16 protein-coding genes are annotated in these 17,972 nt (G+C 60.0%); 13 read left to right on the top strand and 3 right to left on the bottom strand.

The window, feature by feature from the left end:
- The first annotated feature begins 98 nt into the window (after window positions 1-98).
- The 9 genes from CLG94_RS09785 to CLG94_RS09745 all read left to right on the top strand — a co-directional run bounded on the left by CLG94_RS09785 (window position 99) and on the right by CLG94_RS09745 (window position 10,588).
- Window positions 99-2,726, top strand: coding sequence for a cation-translocating P-type ATPase (locus CLG94_RS09785; protein WP_107563070.1), 2,628 nt, complete (start codon window positions 99-101; stop codon window positions 2,724-2,726).
- Between the two features lie 42 nt (window positions 2,727-2,768).
- Window positions 2,769-2,918, top strand: coding sequence for a hypothetical protein (locus CLG94_RS09780; protein WP_193450652.1), 150 nt, complete (start codon window positions 2,769-2,771; stop codon window positions 2,916-2,918).
- A gap of 117 nt (window positions 2,919-3,035) precedes the next feature.
- Window positions 3,036-4,484, top strand: a complete 1,449-nt coding sequence (pyk, locus tag CLG94_RS09775; RefSeq protein WP_107563069.1) for a pyruvate kinase — start codon at window positions 3,036-3,038, stop codon at window positions 4,482-4,484.
- Between the two features lie 30 nt (window positions 4,485-4,514).
- A complete protein-coding gene (locus tag CLG94_RS09770; protein WP_107563067.1) occupies window positions 4,515-5,105 on the top strand; it encodes a tellurite resistance TerB family protein in 591 nt (196 codons plus the stop codon).
- A gap of 69 nt (window positions 5,106-5,174) precedes the next feature.
- Complete coding sequence (gene glgP / locus CLG94_RS09765; RefSeq protein ID WP_107563065.1) at window positions 5,175-7,031, top strand: alpha-glucan family phosphorylase; 1,857 nt, start codon at window positions 5,175-5,177, stop codon at window positions 7,029-7,031.
- 243 nt (window positions 7,032-7,274) lie between these two features.
- Window positions 7,275-8,057, top strand: a complete 783-nt coding sequence (gene lgt / locus CLG94_RS09760; RefSeq protein ID WP_107563063.1) for a prolipoprotein diacylglyceryl transferase — start codon at window positions 7,275-7,277, stop codon at window positions 8,055-8,057.
- A gap of 16 nt (window positions 8,058-8,073) precedes the next feature.
- The gene (locus tag CLG94_RS09755) at window positions 8,074-9,075 is read left to right on the top strand and encodes an NAD(P)H-dependent glycerol-3-phosphate dehydrogenase (protein ID WP_161954128.1); all 1,002 of its coding nucleotides are present in this window, start codon (window positions 8,074-8,076) and stop codon (window positions 9,073-9,075) included.
- Window positions 9,076-9,084: 9 nt separating this feature from the next.
- A complete protein-coding gene (locus tag CLG94_RS09750; protein ID WP_107563060.1) occupies window positions 9,085-9,861 on the top strand; it encodes an alpha/beta fold hydrolase in 777 nt (258 codons plus the stop codon).
- 379 nt (window positions 9,862-10,240) lie between these two features.
- Entirely contained in the window at window positions 10,241-10,588 is a 348-nt protein-coding gene (locus tag CLG94_RS09745; RefSeq protein WP_107563058.1) for a hypothetical protein, read from the top strand.
- A 361-nt stretch (window positions 10,589-10,949) separates the two neighbouring features.
- On the opposite strand, the gene CLG94_RS09740 is transcribed toward CLG94_RS09745, so the two are convergent.
- From CLG94_RS09740 to CLG94_RS09730, 3 genes are all read right to left on the bottom strand, one after another.
- A complete protein-coding gene (locus CLG94_RS09740; RefSeq protein WP_107563057.1) occupies window positions 10,950-11,633 on the bottom strand; it encodes a potassium channel family protein in 684 nt (227 codons plus the stop codon).
- 1 nt (window position 11,634) lies between these two features.
- The gene (locus CLG94_RS09735) at window positions 11,635-12,294 is read right to left on the bottom strand and encodes a potassium channel family protein (RefSeq protein ID WP_107563055.1); all 660 of its coding nucleotides are present in this window, start codon (window positions 12,292-12,294) and stop codon (window positions 11,635-11,637) included.
- Window positions 12,295-12,649: 355 nt separating this feature from the next.
- The gene (locus tag CLG94_RS09730) at window positions 12,650-14,590 is read right to left on the bottom strand and encodes an APC family permease (RefSeq protein ID WP_107563053.1); all 1,941 of its coding nucleotides are present in this window, start codon (window positions 14,588-14,590) and stop codon (window positions 12,650-12,652) included.
- Between the two features lie 454 nt (window positions 14,591-15,044).
- Here CLG94_RS09730 and CLG94_RS09725 point away from each other — a divergent pair, with 454 nt between their 5' ends.
- The 4 genes from CLG94_RS09725 (at window position 15,045) to CLG94_RS09710 (ending at window position 17,861) form a co-directional block, all read left to right on the top strand.
- A complete protein-coding gene (locus CLG94_RS09725) occupies window positions 15,045-15,455 on the top strand; it encodes a thioesterase family protein (protein WP_161954127.1) in 411 nt (136 codons plus the stop codon).
- 230 nt (window positions 15,456-15,685) lie between these two features.
- Window positions 15,686-16,135: an N-acetyltransferase gene (locus tag CLG94_RS09720; protein WP_107563049.1), complete on the top strand. Its 450-nt coding sequence runs from the start codon at window positions 15,686-15,688 to the stop codon at window positions 16,133-16,135.
- 196 nt (window positions 16,136-16,331) lie between these two features.
- On the top strand, window positions 16,332-17,216 hold the full coding sequence (locus CLG94_RS09715; RefSeq protein WP_107563048.1) for a pyruvate, water dikinase regulatory protein: 885 nt from the start codon (window positions 16,332-16,334) through the stop codon (window positions 17,214-17,216).
- 48 nt (window positions 17,217-17,264) lie between these two features.
- The gene (locus tag CLG94_RS09710) at window positions 17,265-17,861 is read left to right on the top strand and encodes a thioredoxin-like domain-containing protein (protein WP_107563046.1); all 597 of its coding nucleotides are present in this window, start codon (window positions 17,265-17,267) and stop codon (window positions 17,859-17,861) included.
- Window positions 17,862-17,972 lie beyond the last annotated feature (111 nt).

The raw sequence follows: 17,972 nt of genomic DNA, 5'->3' as shown, positions 1-17,972 counted from the left end.
GTTGCAAGGGAAGAAGATCAGCCGGCCTCGGGCACAGGAGCACAGATCCACACACCCTCGAGGCTGATGATTCCGACCCCTGTCACAGCGGAGACGTAATGACTTGGCATCAGCAATCCACCCAGGCGGTTGTCGACGCACTGAGGACATCCGTCGAAGGTCTCACGACGACAGAGGCGGAGCGCCGACTCTGCGAGCACGGTCCTAACGTGCTCGCGGAAGGGAAACGGCGGACGCCTCTGGGGATGTTCTTCGACCAGTTCACCGACTTTATGATCCTTGTCCTGCTGGCCGCCGCTGTTGTCTCGGGCGTGATCGGTGAGGCAAAGGATACGATCGCCATAGTGGCGATCGTCATTCTGAATGCGGTGATCGGCTTCGTCCAGGAGTACCGGGCCGAACGGGCCATGGAGGCACTGAGGGCCATGGCCGCTCCTGCCGCCGTAGTTCTCCGGAACGGAGGGAGAGCGGTGATCCCGGCGTCGGATGTTGTTCCGGGGGATGTCGTCATCCTCGAAGCCGGCGCGATCGTGCCCGCGGACCTGAGACTCTTCGATATGGCGCAGCTCAGGATTGACGAGGCCGCCCTCACCGGGGAGTCCGTTCCTGTCGAAAAGGTGACAGCACCGCTCCATGAAGAGTTGCTTTCGGTCGGCGATCGGAAAAACATGGCCTACAAGGGGACGGTTGCGACGTACGGGCGGGGAAGCGGGGTGGTGGTGGCGACCGGCATGCAGACCGAATTCGGGAAGATCGCCACTCTGCTTCAGAAAACAGGCGAAGGCAAGACTCCGCTGCAGAAGCGGTTGGCCGGCTTCGGTCGGCACCTGGCGATCGCTGCCCTGGCTATCTGCGCCATCATCTTCATGGCGGGGATTCTGCGCGGCGAGGCTCCCCTCCTCATGTTCCTGACGGCCGGCAGCCTGGCTGTGGCCGCCATCCCGGAAGCCCTTCCCGCAGTCGTCACCATCTCTCTGGCCATCGGCGCGAGGAAGATGGTGCAGAAGAAGGCACTGGTGCGGAAGCTCCCTGCCGTGGAGACCCTGGGGTCTGTGACCTACATCTGTTCCGACAAGACCGGCACGCTGACCATGAACCGGATGCAAGTAGAGGAGTTCTATTGCGATGGGACCATCGTCTCCGCTCCCGGATCCGGCGACCCTTGGGACGAGTTCCTTCGTGCAATGGCGCTCAGTAACGACGCCAGCGTCAATACCGCGGAAGTGATCGTTGGGGATCCGACGGAGGCGGCGCTCTTCATGGCCGCCAGGCTGGCTGGGATGGAGAAGCGGGAGGTCGAGAAGGACTATCCCCGGGTGGCGGAGATCCCCTTCGATTCGGAGCGCAAGTGCATGACGACCCTGCACCGGGACCCGGCAGGCGGCTTCGTCTCCTTTACCAAGGGGGCGGTCGAGGTCATCATCGAAAGATCCTCACAGATGTTGACCTCGTCGGGAACGGTCGAGATCCGGCGGGACCACCTCGAGACAATCAGCGAGCGGATGGCAGCGGACGGGCTCCGGGTGCTCGCCGTGGGTCTGCGCCGGTGGGCGGCCCTGCCGGCGACGGTAACTCCGGAAACGGTGGAGCGGGAGCTGACGCTGCTTGGTTTCGTGGGGATCATGGATCCGCCCCGCGAGGAGGCGCGCGAGGCGGTCGCTACGTGCCGCGCGGCCGGCATCATCCCCGTGATGATCACTGGCGATCATGCTCTGACGGCCCGGGCCATCGCCCGGCGGCTCGGGATCCTGGACGACGACGGCGATGCCGTCATGACCGGGCCCGCGCTGGCCACCCTTTCCCAACATGAGCTTGAGGCGCGGGTCGAGAAGGTGCGGGTATATGCGCGGGTCGCGCCGGAGCAAAAGCTGAAGATTGTCAAGGCGCTTCAGGCCCGGGGGGAGTTCGTGGCCATGACCGGTGACGGGGTCAATGACGCCCCGGCGCTAAAGCAGGCTGACATCGGGGTGGCCATGGGAATAACCGGCACCGATGTGGCGAAAGAGGCCAGCTCCATGATCCTGCTGGACGATAATTTCGCCACCATCGTCCGGGCGGTGCGAGAGGGGCGGAAGATCTACGACAACATGCGGCGGTTCATCAAGTACGGGTTGACCACTAACTCAGGCGAGGTTTGGACCATTTTCCTTGCACCCTTCTTCGGATTACCGATTCCGCTCCTTCCGATTCAAATCCTCTGGATCAATCTCGTAACAGATGGTCTGCCCGGCCTTGCGCTGGCGGCGGAGCCGGAGGAGAGGGATGTCATGGGGCGGCCCCCACGACCGCCGCAGGAGGGGGTCTTCTCCCATGGCCTGGGCATCCACGTCATCTGGGTGGGACTCTTGATGGCAGCCCTGACACTAAGCGCGGAGGGGTGGTTCACCTCCATCGGGTCCGCCCACTGGCAGACCGTGGTCTTCACCGTCCTCTGTCTATCCCAGTTGGGCCATGTGCTCGCCATCCGCTCGGAGCGGGAATCGCTGTTGACCCAGGGGCTTCTGACCAACATACCGCTTCTGGGGGCGGTCGTCCTGACGTTTCTTCTGCAGATGGCCACCATCTACCTCCCGATCCTAAACGGCATCTTCAAGACCGAACCCCTGAGCCCTGTGGAGCTGGCTCTGGCCCTTGGGGTATCTTCTGTCATCTTTTTTGCCGTTGAGGGGGAGAAATGGTTGAAGCGGAGGGCCGACCGGCGGAACGCGCCGGCCTTGGTGTGTTGAACTATTCCGATCATGTGGAGCCACGGCGCCGGCGCGGACGTCATGAAGCGGAGCGCCGCCCCCATGATCGGTGGCGTTGTCACGTCGTTCATCCTCGATCTGGTCGTGTGCCCCGTCATCTTCGAGGTCTGGAGGGGCCGGCAGCTCGCGCGAACTGGCGCGACACAGACCCTTCACGAGGGGGAAAGCTAGAGGTGGAACCATGGCAAACGAAGAGAGCACGGGCGGATTCCGTGGCCCTTCTCACCGAGGCATCGTGCTCCGTGGTATAATGCGGGCGGTAGCGAATCCCACTCAGCGGACACTCGCGTGAGCCTGACCGCCAAGCCCCTTATCAGCACAAAGACCAAGATTGTCGCGACCATCGGTCCGGCGAGTGAAACGGTCGAGCGATTGACTCAACTCGTCGAGGCCGGCGTCGCCCTGTTCCGGCTCAATATGGCCCACGGCCGGCGTGACTGGCATGAAGCCGTCATCGGACGGATTCGTCGGGTCAGCGAGGATCTCGATCGTCCGCTGGCCATTCTGGCTGACTTGGGCGGGCCGAAAATTCGGCTGGGGCCGATCGCCGGCGGGAGCGTGAATTGTGAGATTGGCCACCGGTTCCGCATCGTCGTCTACCCAGCGGCGGCGCGCGGGCCAAATGATCTGACGTCGAGCCACCGCGCGCTGGTTCAACAGTTGGAGGTCGGGGACGTGGTATTGTTGGTCGACGGCCTGGTCTCGATGCGGGTCGAAGAGAAGCAGGAAGGCGCCGTCGTCTGCCGTGTCGTCCAGCCCGGCGAGATTCGCTCGGGCGCCGGCATCAATGTGCCGGGCGTCCAGTTGCCGGGTGGAGCGCTCACCGAGAAGGACTATGGCGACGTGCGCTGGGCGGCCGGGCATTCCGTCGACTTCTTCGGTCTCAGCTTCGTCCGCCGCCCGGAGGACGTGCGCGAGCTGCGTGACGAGCTCCGGCGCCTCGACTCCGGCGCCCGGATCGTAGCAAAGATAGAGAGGGCCGAGGCGGTCGAGGCCCTGGACGAGATCATCCACGAGGCCGACGCCATCATGGTGGCGCGCGGGGACCTCGGCGTTGAGATCGACATCGCGCGGATCGCCGGAGTGCAGAAGCAGATCATCCGGCGATGCCGGCAAGCGCGAGTCCCTGTCATCACCGCAACACACATGCTCGAGAGCATGCGGTCGAGTCGGCTGCCCACTCGTGCGGAGGCCACTGACGTGGCGAACGCTATCCTCGACGGCTCCGACGCCCTCATGCTCTCTGCTGAGACCGCGATCGGCCACTATCCGGTGGAGGCCGTGGCGATGATGGGGTCCATCGCGCGCGAAACGGAGCCGATGATCGAGCCATTGGTCGGCCCAGAGCCAGGAGTTCGCTCGCCCAAGGCTGCGTCGTCGATCATCGACGGCATCGTCGAGGCGACGAGCCGTCTTGCGGAGGAGATCCGGGCCACGCTTGTGCTCGTGGCCACCCGGGACGGCAACACCGCCCTGTTGCTGTCGAAGCAACGCAGCCGCACCCCGGTTCTGGGCATCAGTCATCACGAAGCCACTGTTCGTCGCATGAGCCTATACTGGGGCGTAACCCCGCTCCACTTTTCAGAAGCCCACGACAGCGGCGAACTGCTGAGGCGCGTGACTGACTGGGCTCGCGAACGAGACTTGCTTCGTCCTGGAGACCGGGTCGTACTCGTTGCGAGCACCCATTGGACCGCCACCGGACACAACATGATCGTAGTCGATGAGGTGAAGTAGGGACTCGCGAGAAACAGGGAGGGAAGACCGATGACGCTACAGGAGCCGGAGAGCCTGCGGGATCGCGGGCGGGATCTCGAGGACGAATTCTTCCACCGCGAGGACCAGCGGCTGATCGAGCGGCTGAACGAGCTGAAGGTCGCCGAGACGACCCGGGAGGCCCTCGCCAAGGCCACGGGCATCACCAAGCCTGCGGTTCTCGACAGGTTGATGGCGTTGGGGATCCGGGCAGAGACGGTCACTGCGCTATTAATCGTCCCGCTCGTCGAGGTGGCATGGGCCGATGGCACGCTCGATGCCAAGGAGCGCCGCGCGATCCTCGACCGTGCGGGCGACTCGGGAGTCGCCCGCGGATCCACCGAGTATGCCTTGCTAGAAGCTTGGCTCGATCGCCGACCGGACCCCAAGCTCCTCACTGCATGGACGTACCTGGTCCAGGGGATGTGCGAGCATCTCGGGCCTGATGGAGCCGCTCGCCTTAAGGCAGGCTTGTTGGAACGAGCGCGTACGGTGGCCAGCGCGAGCGGCGGCGTGTTCGGCATAGGTTCAAAGGTTTCGAATGCCGAGGCCGCTGTCCTGGCGCAGCTCGAGGCCGCCTTTGCCCCTGCCCCTGGGTCATGACCGGGCGCAGCTTCGGCGACGAATCGGTTCTTTCAAGCGATCCAGACCAGCCCAAAAGGGGGTGATCCTGTGGCGAATGTCGACAAAGACCCGGTGTGTGGGATGGTGGCCCGTGCCGAGGAGGGCTTCATAGTCTTCCACCAGAGTAAGGCGTACGCCTTCTGCTCTGATCTCTGCAAGCGGACCTTCCTGGCCGATCCCGAAAAGTATGCCGCAGCAACTCCAGCTAGCACCCCGGGCGATGCCGACACCACTCGACGGATTGCCTACTTTTCGATGGAGGTGGCCGTGGATCCCCGTATGCCGACGTACAGCGGCGGCTTAGGAGTGCTGGCGGGGGACACCCTGAGGTCCTGCGCCGATATCACGATTCCGACTGTGGCTGTAAGCCTCCTGTATGCCAAGGGGTACTTCGATCAAAAACTGGACGAATGGGGGAACCAGCAAGAACTCCCGGTTGGATGGGAGCCTTCCCGCTATGTGCGCCTGCTTCCGGTCACCGTTCAAGTGCCGATTGAAAACCGGTCCGTGGTCGTCAGGGCCTGGCAGTATGACATTACAGGCTATACTGGATATTCGGTTCCCTTGATCCTTCTGGACACAAACGTCGATGAGAATACGCCCCCTGACCGGGAGTTGACCGCTTCTCTCTACGGTGGGGACGAACGATACCGCCTGGCTCAGGAGATCATCCTGGGCATGGGAGGCGTCCGGATGCTCCGAGCGCTCGGGTACACGCAACTACAAAGATTTCACCTGAACGAAGGCCATGCCAGTCTCCTGACTCTGGAGCTGTTGCGAGAGCAGCGGGAGAGTGCTCCTCACGCGTGGGATTTCGATAGTGTCAGAAGCCGCTGTGTCTTCACAACGCACACACCCGTCCCGGCCGGTCACGATCAGTTCTCGTATGACCTGGTGAAGAGCGTTCTCGGGGAACCTGTGCCGCTGGAGCTCATGCGGATGCTGGGGGGCGGGGAACGCCTGAACATGACGCTTCTCGCGCTGAACCTGAGCCAGTACGTAAACGGAGTAGCGAAGAAGCACGGAGAAGTCTCACAAGAGATGTTTCCAGGCTATTCTATCGATTCCATCACCAATGGAGTTCATTCATTCACCTGGACCTGCGATAGCTTTAAGAAGCTCTACGATCGTCACATCGCCGGATGGGTCAATGATTCTTTCTCGCTCCGGTACGCCATCAGCATCCCGAAGAGCGAGATATGGGAGGCCCACGTTGAGGCCAAGGGGCGGTTGATCGAGGAGGTGCATCGGCGGACCGGGATGGCTTTGAAGCCTGACGTGCTCACCATCGGGTTTGCCCGACGCGCGACGCTATACAAGCGGACCGATCTGGTATTTTCCGATCCCGGTAAATTAATGGAGATCGCCGGCACCGTCGGCCCGATCCAACTCGTCTTTGCGGGGAAATCGCATCCGAAGGATGAGCCTGGGAAGGACCTGATTCGGCGAGTGTTTCATTTTGCACGGCAACTGAAGGATCAGATCTCAATCGCCTATCTTGAGAATTACGACATGGAGCTTGGCAGGCTGCTTACCTCCGGTGTAGACCTCTGGTTGAACACCCCCTTGCGTCCGCTGGAGGCCTCCGGCACCTCGGGCATGAAAGCTGCTCACAACGGGGTCCCAAGCTTCAGCGTTCTCGATGGCTGGTGGATTGAGGGTCATATCGAGGGTGTGACGGGATGGTCTATCGGGCCTGGTCTCACGAATCACTCTGATTCGGATTCGGTGAACGGCCGAGATGCTCAGGAGCTGTATCACAAGCTGCGAACGGTGATCGTCCCGATGTTTTACCGGGACCGGGACAGATGGCTCGATATCATGCGGCAAACGATCGCGTTTAATGCGTCGTTTTTCAACACGCACCGGATGGTCCAACAGTATGCCGCCAATGCGTATGTGTAGAATGATCGAGTCTCCCGGGGGAGAAGATTCGGTAAAGCGCGGAGCACTCCTGTCCAATGCGTCTTGATGGTGTAGGCGGCCTCCCGCATCGGCGCCAAGCGGCTGTGGGTGGCCCGGAAGAACAAGCGGCGGAGGAAGCGCTCCGCGTGCCGAAATTTACCTTGACTTCACTCGATTTTTGGCTAGAGTGAGCCCGAACGTAACCCGCTGAGAAATCTGACGCCAACCCCTACTGAGGTCTGAATGTTCGCATCGCCTGGTCCATTTGTCATGCAGATCGGCCCGCTTTCCATTCGTTGGTATGGCCTGCTCTTCGCCACCGCTGTCCTGCTGGGGACCACACTTGCGAACCGCGAGGCGATCCGCCGGGGGGAGGATCCTGATCAGCTCCTCAACGTTATCGTGTGCGGCGTGATGTGGGGCTTACTAGGCGCGCGGCTATACTACGTTCTGTTCAATTGGGGTTATTACGGCACGAGGCCGCTGAAGATCCTGGCGGTGTGGGAGGGGGGGCTCGCCATACACGGCGGTCTCCTGGCTGGGGCACTGGCTACGGCCATCTATACCGTCCGGAAGAAGCTGCCCGCGCTGACCTACATGGATATCATGGCCACTTCGCTTCCGCTCGGGCAGGCGATTGGTCGGTGGGGAAACTTTTTCAATCAGGAGGCCTTTGGGATCCCGACCGATCTGCCGTGGAAGCTTTACATCGAGCCGTACCACCGGCCGCCCGATCTGGCCGCCTTCGAGTATTTCCATCCGACGTTCCTGTACGAATCGTTGTGGAACCTCCTGGTCTTCGCGATTCTCTACCTCGTGCTTTGCCGGCGGCTAGAGCGGACCCCTGGCGCGCTGCTGCTCTGTTACGTGGGGTTGTACTCTATCGGCCGATTCTTCGTCGAAGGGCTCCGCATCGACAGTCTGATGCTGGGGCCCTTACGCGCGGCGCAGGTTATGAGCCTCGGCTTGATCGCCCTCTCTCTTACCGGACTTGCCTGGTTGCGTGTTGCTTCCAAGCGGTTTTAGCGCGGATAGGAGCAGGGTGATGGAGCGGATCGGCGTCGTCGGAGCCGGAGCCTGGGGGACCACGCTCGCCAAGCTGTTAGCCGAGAAAGGGCACTCGGTCAGCCTCTGGGTCCATGAGCGTGATCTCGCCGTGACAATGGCGAGGGAGCGCGAGAACAGCCTCTATCTGCCGGGGGTTAAACTGCCAGCGGCGCTTGAGATCACGGCTTCACTCACTGAGGTCGCCCGAGGCTGCTCGGCCCTTCTGCTGGTCACTCCTTCTCATGTGTTCCGTTCGGTGTTTACAAACCTACTTCCGTTCGTTGATCCATCTACGGTTTTGGTAAGCGCAACAAAGGGGCTAGAACCAATTAGTTGCATGACCATATCTCAGGTCATGCATGACGTCGCTCCCCACTTGAGGACGGTGGCCGTGCTCTCAGGTCCCACCTTCGCGAAGGAGGTGAGCGGAGGACTGCCAACGGCGGCGGTCGCGGCGTCTGAGGAGGCGGAAGCGGCTTTACGGGTTCAGGACTTGCTGAGCACCCCAACCTTTCGCGTGTATGCCGGGAGCGATCCGTTGGGCGTGGAGTTGGGGGGGGCGATCAAGAACGTGATTGCCATCGCCGCTGGGATAGTGGACGGTCTTGGACTGGGGCACAATGCGGTGGCTGCTCTCATCACAAGGGGGTTACGCGAAATGACCCGGCTGGGCGTCGCGATGGGCGCGCGCGCCGAGACATTCGCCGGGCTGGCTGGGCTTGGGGACCTCGTGCTGACATGTACCGGGGACCTCTCGCGAAACCGGCAACTTGGGCTGGCGCTGGGCAAGGGTGCGGCGCTCTCCGAGCTGCTACAGCGTAGCCCGACTGTGAAGGAAGGGGTCAATGCCTCGAAGGCTGCGGTCGAGCTTGCGCAGCGCTTCTCCGTAGACATGCCAATCTGCCGGGAAAGCTATGCCGTATTCTTCGAGCATCGATCGCCCCGGGAGGCGGTGGTGAGTCTCCTGAGCAGGGCGTTGAAATCTGAAGAGACGTAGAGGCGGGACGTGCCGTACGTACAGGTTGGGCGCACTCGTATCCACTTCGTTGAACAAGGTCCAAGTCTGGCGAGCCATCTGTCACCGATCGTCTTCATCCACGGGGCGGGTGGGAGCCATCAGGTGTGGCTCCAGCAGCTCAAGTCGTTGGGACGGCGGCGGAAGGCCATCGCCGTGGACCTCCCTGGGCATGGCGATTCGAACGGGAGCGGAGCCGATCGGATCGAGGCCTACCGCGACATCGTCAAGGGGTGTATCGCGGCCTTGGGTCTTGATCGAATCGTCATGGTGGGCCACTCGATGGGCGGGGCGATTACCCAGAGTATTGCCTTGGCCTACCCTGAGCTGCTTGCGGCGATTGTGCTGGTAGGGAGCGGAGTAAGGCTGCGGGTGCAGCCGCAGATCCTCGCGGGACTTCGAGACGACGCAGGGCGAGCGGTCGATCTGATAATCAAATTGGTGCACGCGCCAGGCACCCCGGCGGAGGTGCTGAAGCAGGATGCCGACGCTATGCTGCGCATCTCGATCCCAGTGATCGAGGGAGACCTTCTGGCGTGCGATGCCTTTGATCTCATGGAGCAGGTGAAGGCGGTCTCCATTCCAGCGCTTGTGATCTGCGGGACCGACGACCTGGTGACGCCACCCAAATACGCCGAGTATCTGCATAGCCAGATCAACGGATCGCAGCTTCAACTCGTTCCCGCTGCCAGCCACATGGTCATGATGGAGCAGCCGGACGAGGTGAACCGAGGCATTGAAGCCTTCCTCGATCGACTGGGCTGTTAACTACAAGGTAGATAGGCTGAAGGCTGAAGGCTGTTAGGGGTAATCACAGGGTTTCCGAAAGAAGAGTTACCGAGAAGGTCTTGAATCTACTGGGGTTCATTCCCCGCGGCTTGCCGCGAGTTCGTCATACCGGTGGAAGCCGGTATCCAGAGGGCCCGGCTGGATTCCGTGTCAAGCACGGAATGACGGGCCAGAACAGAAGACGATACCGAAGCAGCTTGCTGCGGGGTAGTTCATTGACTTGATTCGCGTCTTGCGAGCTTATGTGAGGCTCATGCTATGGCGCTATCACTCAAGCAGCTACAGGCGCGGCAGGCACGAGGGGTGACGCAGGTTAAGCGTGGGCGATGGTTAGTGAAAGCGGGGGTGAGGTGACGCCATGACCATCATTGAGGCTATTTACGCTGGCACTCAAGCTATTGAGTTCTTCTTAAGGGAATACGTTTTTGACACGTGGTTGGGACGCTGGGTAGACGAGTATTGGTTACTCATATTTTTCATATCACTTCTCATCTACACTTTCAAACGGCTTTTGGCTCTGAGAACTGAGCAGGAGATACGCGCACGACTCGCCTGGTATCGAGAAAGATTTGATCACGAGCTACGCGAGGGCAGAGCTGCTGGTGAGAATTGTATACGGGCGGAGCAGGCGGTGATAGAGCTTAGCTGGGTGTTGGAGGGGGGTGGTGTGGGAGGAGAATTGGGGGAGTGTTGGGGGAGGGAGTAAGGGGCTACTGAGAGCGGGGGTGAGGTGATGGAGACGCCTGTACACGAGGGCGCGATTGGAGGACACAATGGTAAAGAGAACTGAAAGAGGGTGGGCAGGACACTTTATTTGTGCGTCTCGCTGCATGTTTAGGCGCAACACTCTACTGGAAAACGGAAAGGAAGGGATTGTTGTCTCGACGGTTGGTGCGTTCCGCAGTAAGGAGGCACTAGACACTATTGGCGCAGGTGGGCGTTACTATGAAACGATGGCCTTTAAGTCGAAAAACGAAGGGCCGTATGTTGAGGCTGATACTTCAGAGCAACTATCGTTTGAATGTATAACCTTCAGTCTTCAGCCTTCAGTCTAAACGCCTAAGTAGTTACGTCTTCTGTTGCGCATCCGGTCGGCCGAACAGGCCGGCGAGCTCTTCGGTGCCTTCATGATCTGCAATCGCGAGCACCTCATCCCCAACTTCAAATCGGGTATCCCCGCGCGGAATGAGGAGCTGCCCGTCCCGGATGATGGTGGCGATCACCGAATCCGGCGGCAAGCGCAGGTCCTTGATAGCGATACCCAGAGCGCGGGCGCCCGGGGGGATCTTCTCCTCTACCAGGGAATAGCGGCCCCTCCGCAATTTGAGCAGTGTCATCATATCGCCGAGCGACATCTCTTCTTCGATCAGACTGCTAAAGATCTGCGCCTGGTTGAGGGCCACGTCTACGTGGAACTTCTCGTCGAAGAGCCAAGCGGTGCGGGGATTGTTGATCCAGCCGATAGTACGGGGCACCCGATAGAGGGTGCGGGCAAAGAAGCAGAGCGAGAGATTATCTTCATCGGAAGAGGTGCACGCAGCTAACACCTTCGCCCGACGGATATCGGCCCGTTCCAATACTTGTGGATCGGTGGGGTTGCCTTCGTAGATCACCTCGGTGGGCAACTCGTGGTGAAGACGTGAGAGGACGTCCCGTCGGTGCTCGATAAGTCGGACCTCGTGCTGGCGAGCCAGCAAGAGGGTGGCCAGGTGTGAAGCAGTTCGGCCTCCGCCGGCGATCAGCACAAACATGCTACCCCCCTTGCGGCGTCTGCAGCCGCTTACGCAACGTGTCGATCCCTGCCATGGTGGCGCTCAGGTGTACAATATCGCCCGCCTCGAGACGGTCCTCAGAAGAGGGGAGCATGGCCTTGCCTGCGCGGGACAACGCCACGGCCAGACACTCGCCTGCGGGAAGGAGATCCTGGAGGGACCGACCGTACCAAGCCTCAGGCACGACCAGTTCGTAGATCTCAACTTCGCCATTGCCTGCCGAGAATACGCATCGAGCGAACGAGGGGTATAGCAGTTCTTCGATGCGTTGTGCGCCCCAACTGGTCGAGCTGACCACTTGGAAGCCAAAGGCCTCATGTAAAGCTCGCCAGCGCGGATGATAGTTGCGGACGACGACCTGGGGTACGTGATAGACGGTCCGCGCCACGTGCGCTACCACCGCGTTAAGCGAGTCGGAGTTGGTGACGGCGGCGAGACCATCGGCTTGCTCAATGCCCGCTCGGCGCAGCACATCTGCGGCCAGCGCTTCACCTTGCACTGTGTGTCCACGGAACTCTGCGGACAGGTTACTCAGGGAGGCAGCTACCTGGTCGATTACCGCCACCTGATGTCCCTTCTGGAATAGCCGATAAGCCAGCTCTGTGCCTACCCGCCCACACCCCACGATAATGATATGCATAGCGTGTTCTGCTCCTCAGAAAATAGCATTCAGCGGTCAGCGCTCAGCCGTCAGCAAGATGAGGCAAACTAACCACAGAGGTCCAAGCTTTTGATTTGGAAATGGTCGGCCATTTTCGTTCTTTCCTTGTTGTTGCTGAAAGCTGACGGCTGACTGCTGAACGTAACTACTCAGGTAGATAGGCTGAAGGCTGAAGGCTTTTAGAAGTAAGTCATGCGTGATCATACAAAACTCCGAAAAGATCTTGAATGGCTCGATTCGTGCCTTGCGAGATAATGCAGAGCCTTCAGTCTTCAGCCTTCAGCCTAAACACCTGAGTAGTTACTGCTGAGTAGTTACTGCTGAACGCTTACTTTTACTCTATCTGATAGGGTACGTCAATAATCACGATCCCTGGCTTGAACAACAGCATTAGTCTGAGCAGCATCGCGGTCTGGTTGTGTAGGAGGTTGTGCCACCAGTGGCGGGGGACAAACTGCGGCACGACGATGGTGATAATCTCGTTCGGCTGGCGCCGTGCGGCAATCTCCTCGATATACCCCAATAAGGGTTCCAGGAACAACCGGTAAGGGGAATCAAGTACGACCAGGCGGATTCCATCGCCCCACGATTCCCATTTCCGATTCAGCGTCTCGGCCTCGACGGGGTCGGTGCAGATATGCACGGCCGTAATATCGTCGGACAATGTTCGGGCATAGCGGAGCGCCGCCAGCGTCCCGCGATGCACACCACTAATCGCCAGGATCACACGCTGACGCGAGATTCGAGGCGGCCCACCATACTGTTCCAATGAAAGGTGGGCGGCCAAGTCCCGGTAATGGGAATGGATGGCAGAGAATATCGCCACGAGAATCGGCACCAACAGGATCACGAGCCACGCCCCATCGCGAAACTTTGTGACGGTAAAGATCAGCATGACCCCGGCCGTACAGAGCGCGCCAAAGCCGTTGATCACCATCTTTAGTGCCCAGCGCGGGTCGTGACGGAGTATTGAGCCATGCTCTTGGGCTTCCTGCTCTGGCGAGAGATGTCCGGCCTTCCACCAGCGGTGCGCCATGCCGGCCTGGGCAAGCGTGAAGGAGAGGAAGACGCCAATGGCATAGAGCGGGATCAGCGCGTTGACGCTGGCCTGAAACAGCCAGATCAGGAGTGAGGCGATGAGGGCCAGCGCCACAATGCCTCGCGAGTAGACGAGTCGGCTTCCCCGGTAAGTGAGCGGCCGGGGCAAAAAGCCATCCGCCGCCAGCAGGGCGCTCAACCGCGGGAATCCGGCATAGGCCGTATTGGCCGCCATGATCAGGATAAGGGTTGTGGCGGCGATGGTGAAGATGTACAGGTAGCCCCGTCCCTCATGGGCCGTACGCGCCAGTTGCGAGATCACCGTTTCTGTCTCCGAAGGCGTCGCGCCCATTTTGCCGGCCAGGAAGGTAACGCCCAGGAACAGCGTGCCCAGAATGGCAGACATCCAGATCAGCGTGATGCCTGCATTGCGGCTACGTGGCTCCTTAAACGCAGGGACCCCGTTAGAGATAGCCTCCACCCCGGTCAGGGCTGTAGTGCCATTGGAAAAGGCATGGAGAATCAGGAAGAGTGAGATCGATTGCGCGACATGTTCCCTTCCCTGCGGCGGGTTCACTACGGTATGGAGGCTCCCCATCATGTACTGACTGAGGCCGCTGCCTATGGTCAGAAGCATCATAGCCAAGAAGAAATAGCTGGGTATAGCGAGAATCGCGCCGGATTCTTTGACGCCGCGCAGGTTGACGACCATCATGACCAGCACCATCCCGATGGCTAACGGCACTCGGTAGGGAAAAATTGACGGATACGCTGAGGTTAGTTGGGCCACGCCCGAAGCGACTGAAACGGCCACGGTGAGGATATAGTCGGTAAGCAGCGACGCGCCGGCGATCTTGGATGGGAATCCTCCCAGGTTGTCACGAGCCACAATGTAGGCTCCGCCGCCTCCTGGATAGGCATGTATCGTCTGCAAATACGAGAGCGTGACAATGGCCAGCAGTGCCACTATGGCCAGCGAGATCGGAAGGGCGTAGACGAGTGCGGCGGTTCCAGCGGCGGCCAGGACGAACAGAATCTCATCGGTCGCGTATGCGGTCGATGACAGCGCGTCGGAGGCGAAGACGGCCAAGCCGACCGTCTTTCCGATGGCCTGATCAGGGGCATCGGCGGTCCGGAGTGGACGCCCGATCAGCCAACTTCGCCACGAGCGAGGCGGCTGGTGTTCGGCGGTTCGCCGCAAGACGGTCGTTCCGCTCTCTTCCTCGATTGTAGGCACAGATTGCCTCACGGTACAGTATGCTCGGATCAGCGAGGCTCGTTGGTCACCTTGGCGCCAGCACGCCTGTTAGGATGCTATCCCGGTCAGCGTATTTCGTCAAGTTGGCGGGCGCAATGAAGACCTTCGCTCTCACAGGCATGTTCGTGTGATAGCATGGAGCACGCAGGGTATGGAGTTCAGCAAAACCGGCTCAATCTAGTCACTCTTCCTGAGCCTGTCAAGTATTATTGCGCCCAAGTAACTACTCAGGTAGATAGACTGTAGGCTTTTAGACTGTAGGAACGCGCCATGCGAGACCATGCCAAGCTCAGAGCGTTTGAACTGGCCGACGAAGTGCGCCTTGATTCGGTCCATGCGCAAAGACTAACAGCCTTCAGCCTACAGCCTAAACACCTGAGTAGTTACGCGTCCAGAGACAACCGGCACAATGCGCCCGAGATGGGAGGAGTCGATGAGCCTGCATGAAGGGATGACGTGTGAGAGGGCCTGGAGGGTGACCGGGGCCGAGGCGGCCGACCGGCATGGCAACCCGTTGGTCCATGTGCTTACCACGCCGGTTGTGGTCGAGTGGATGGAGGAGGTGGCGACAGCCAGCGTGCAGCCGCATCTGTCGGATGGGCAGGGCACAGTCGGCAGCATCATAAAGATGACGCACCTGGCGCCAACCCCGATCGGGCTTATGGTGAAGGTGGTGGCGACACTGACGCAGATTGATGGACGGCGTCTCACTTTCCGGATCGAGGCCTTCGACGAGGTGGAGAAGATTGCCGAGTGTCAGCACGAGCGGGTCATTGTTGACCTCACACGCTTCCACGCGAAGGCCGGAAAAAAGGTGGGAGAGGGGCGAGGGCCTCGTGAGTAAAGCTGTTGGATCTGCCGTCTAAGAGTTCCCTTGACAGTTTCCGCTAGCGGGCAAATAATACCTTTTCAGATTCGGGGTGCGCCTCACAATGGCGAGGATAGTAGGAGCGTAGTGGCGAATGCCGTTCTAAGGATCGATGGATCATACGGTGAGGGGGCGATAGCGGCGGACCGCACCCATGCCAGCGCGCCGCACGAAGACAAGTCGCACGCAGACAGGTGAAGTAGCGCATGGTCAGGAAGGCGAAGACGACCGATGTTCCGGCAATTGCGCGCTTGGTGAATGCCTACGCCGGCAAGGGCGAACTGTTACCACTGGCGCCGCAGGAGCTCTACGATCGGGTCGGCGATTTTCAGGTCTTTGAGCAGGACGGGCTAATTGCCGGAGTGTGCTCGCTCTTCGTTTACGGGGCAGACCTGGCTGAGGTTCGATCGCTGGCCGTCTGGCCGGAGTACCAGGGGAAGGGGATCGGTCGGGCAGTGACCGAGGCCTGCATCGCCACAGCGAAAGACCTCCCGATGAGGCGAGTCTTTGCCCTGACCTATAAGCCGACTTTCTTTGAGCGCCTTGGATTTCACGTAGTTGACAAGTTGACACTGCCAGAGAAGGTGTGGAAGGATTGCCTCAATTGCAGCAAGTTGTACCGCTGCGACGAAGTGGCGGTCCTCCTCGAACTGTAATGGGGATGAGGCAACTACTCAGGTGTTTAGGCTGTAGGCTGAAGGCTGTTAGTAGTTGCGCACGGACCGAATCAGGGCGCTTCGTCGGCCAGTTCACGCGCTCTCGGCTTGGTATGGTCTCGCATGGTGCGTTCCTACAGTCTAAAAGCCTACAGTCTATCTACCTGAGTAGTTACGGGATGATAGGATAGCCGCTATGAACCGCTCCTCATCCGGAGGCCGTTATCAGATCTTTATCGTTTCCGACGCCACCGGCGCCACCGCGGAACTGGTTGTCCGTGCCGCGCTGGCTCAGTTTCAGGTGGCAGAGGTGGAGATCTGCCGTCTTCCCAATATCCGGACGGTGGGTGAGGTGCGACGTGCGATTGAGACTGCCCAAGCGAACAAAGGGATCATTGTGCATACCCTGGTGTCAGAGGAGCTTAGGCATGTCCTGTTACGGGAGGGACGGGAGCGAGGGGTAGAGACCATCGACCTGATCGGGCCGCTGCTGCTTCGCCTGAGCAACCAGTTGTGTATGCCCCCGCTTGTGCAGCCCGGTCTATTCCGACAACTAGGGCAGGAGTCCCTCCAACGAATCGAGGCTATCGAATATACTTTCAAGCACGACGACGGCCAGGACCCGCTTGGCCTAGACCGCGCCGAGATCGTCTTCGTCGGCGTCTCACGAACCTCCAAGACTCCGTTGAGCCTCTACCTGGCGGGAAAGGGGTGGCGAGTTGCGAACGTCCCCGTGATCTTACATCTTCCGCTGCCAGGCCGGTTGATGACGATCGATCAGGGCCGAATCGTTGGGCTCATTGTGGGGGTGGAACGGCTGGTGGATCTGCGGCGGGACAGACTCGAGCGCAAGCTTGCGCCTGCGGCTGAAGCCTACGCGAAGGTGGAGGATGTGCGCGCTGAGCTTTCATACAGCCGGTCACTCTTCCGCAAGGCGGGCTGGCCGGTCATCGATATGAGCTGCAAATCGATCGAGGAGGCGGCTAGCGAGGTGCTTACACTGGTCGCCACTCCAGAAACGCCGCAGCCGGTCGAGCGTAAGGGTGTCGGCAACCGTCGGAAGAGTGGAGGAAGCAAATAGCCTGGCGTTCAAGGCCGGTCTCACAGCGATAATATTAAAGGGGGGTGGATGGCAAAGCCGCAGATCGCGAAATCGCAAATCAAGAAAGAGGCTAACCAAAAGGCAAAGCAGGAACGTGCTGAGGCGGAAAGAGCGAAGCGACGTCAGGGGGTTATGGGGCAGATCGGGCTCTATTCCGCCATTGCGGTCGTTCTGATGGTTGCCGCCTATTGGGGTTACGGCAAGATGACGGAGAAGGTGAGCTGGACCTCCGTTGCGACCCTGCCGAGCCCCCACGTTGCCCTCGGTACCCCTCATCCGCCGTACAATAGCGATCCACCAACCTCTGGACCTCATGCTGCCGGGGTGGCAAAATGGGGCGTTCACAGCGAACCGGTCCCGAAGGAGATGCAGGTTCACAATCTCGAAGATGGCGGCGTGGCGATCAACTACTTCTGTCAGGATTGCCCTGACCTGATCAAACAGCTCACCGCGATTGCCGAGCGGTACGATCACGTTATCCTTGCGCCATACACCGGACTGGATCGAAAGATTGCGCTGACGGCATGGGGCAGGATCGACAAGTTTGATGAGTTTGACGAGGCGCGGATCGTCAAGTTCATCAAAGCCCACATTGGGATTGACCACCACGGTAAGGGTCGCTAATCAGGACGTGACCCCGTCTCTGCCGTGTAGATGTTTCAGCGTAACTACTCGGGTAGATAGGCTGAAGACTGAAGGCTGTTAGGTGTAAGTCATGCGTGATCACGCAAAACT

This window comes from Candidatus Methylomirabilis limnetica, from assembly GCF_003044035.1.
Lineage (GTDB): Bacteria > Methylomirabilota > Methylomirabilia > Methylomirabilales > Methylomirabilaceae > Methylomirabilis > Methylomirabilis limnetica.
This window is presented reverse-complemented; position numbering and strand designations above follow the sequence as displayed.

Coding starts and splice junctions, on each gene's coding strand:
- CLG94_RS09745 (WP_107563058.1), top strand. CDS start 10,241: ATGACCATCATTGAGGCTATTTACGCTGGCACTCAAGCTATTGAGTTC.
- CLG94_RS09710 (WP_107563046.1), top strand. CDS start 17,265: ATGGCAAAGCCGCAGATCGCGAAATCGCAAATCAAGAAAGAGGCTAAC.
- CLG94_RS09785 (WP_107563070.1), top strand. CDS start 99: ATGACTTGGCATCAGCAATCCACCCAGGCGGTTGTCGACGCACTGAGG.
- CLG94_RS09770 (WP_107563067.1), top strand. CDS start 4,515: ATGACGCTACAGGAGCCGGAGAGCCTGCGGGATCGCGGGCGGGATCTC.
- CLG94_RS09740 (WP_107563057.1), bottom strand. CDS start 11,633: ATGTTTGTGCTGATCGCCGGCGGAGGCCGAACTGCTTCACACCTGGCC.
- lgt (WP_107563063.1), top strand. CDS start 7,275: ATGTTCGCATCGCCTGGTCCATTTGTCATGCAGATCGGCCCGCTTTCC.
- CLG94_RS09715 (WP_107563048.1), top strand. CDS start 16,332: ATGAACCGCTCCTCATCCGGAGGCCGTTATCAGATCTTTATCGTTTCC.
- CLG94_RS09720 (WP_107563049.1), top strand. CDS start 15,686: ATGGTCAGGAAGGCGAAGACGACCGATGTTCCGGCAATTGCGCGCTTG.
- CLG94_RS09735 (WP_107563055.1), bottom strand. CDS start 12,294: ATGCATATCATTATCGTGGGGTGTGGGCGGGTAGGCACAGAGCTGGCT.
- CLG94_RS09780 (WP_193450652.1), top strand. CDS start 2,769: ATGAAGCGGAGCGCCGCCCCCATGATCGGTGGCGTTGTCACGTCGTTC.
- CLG94_RS09725 (WP_161954127.1), top strand. CDS start 15,045: ATGAGCCTGCATGAAGGGATGACGTGTGAGAGGGCCTGGAGGGTGACC.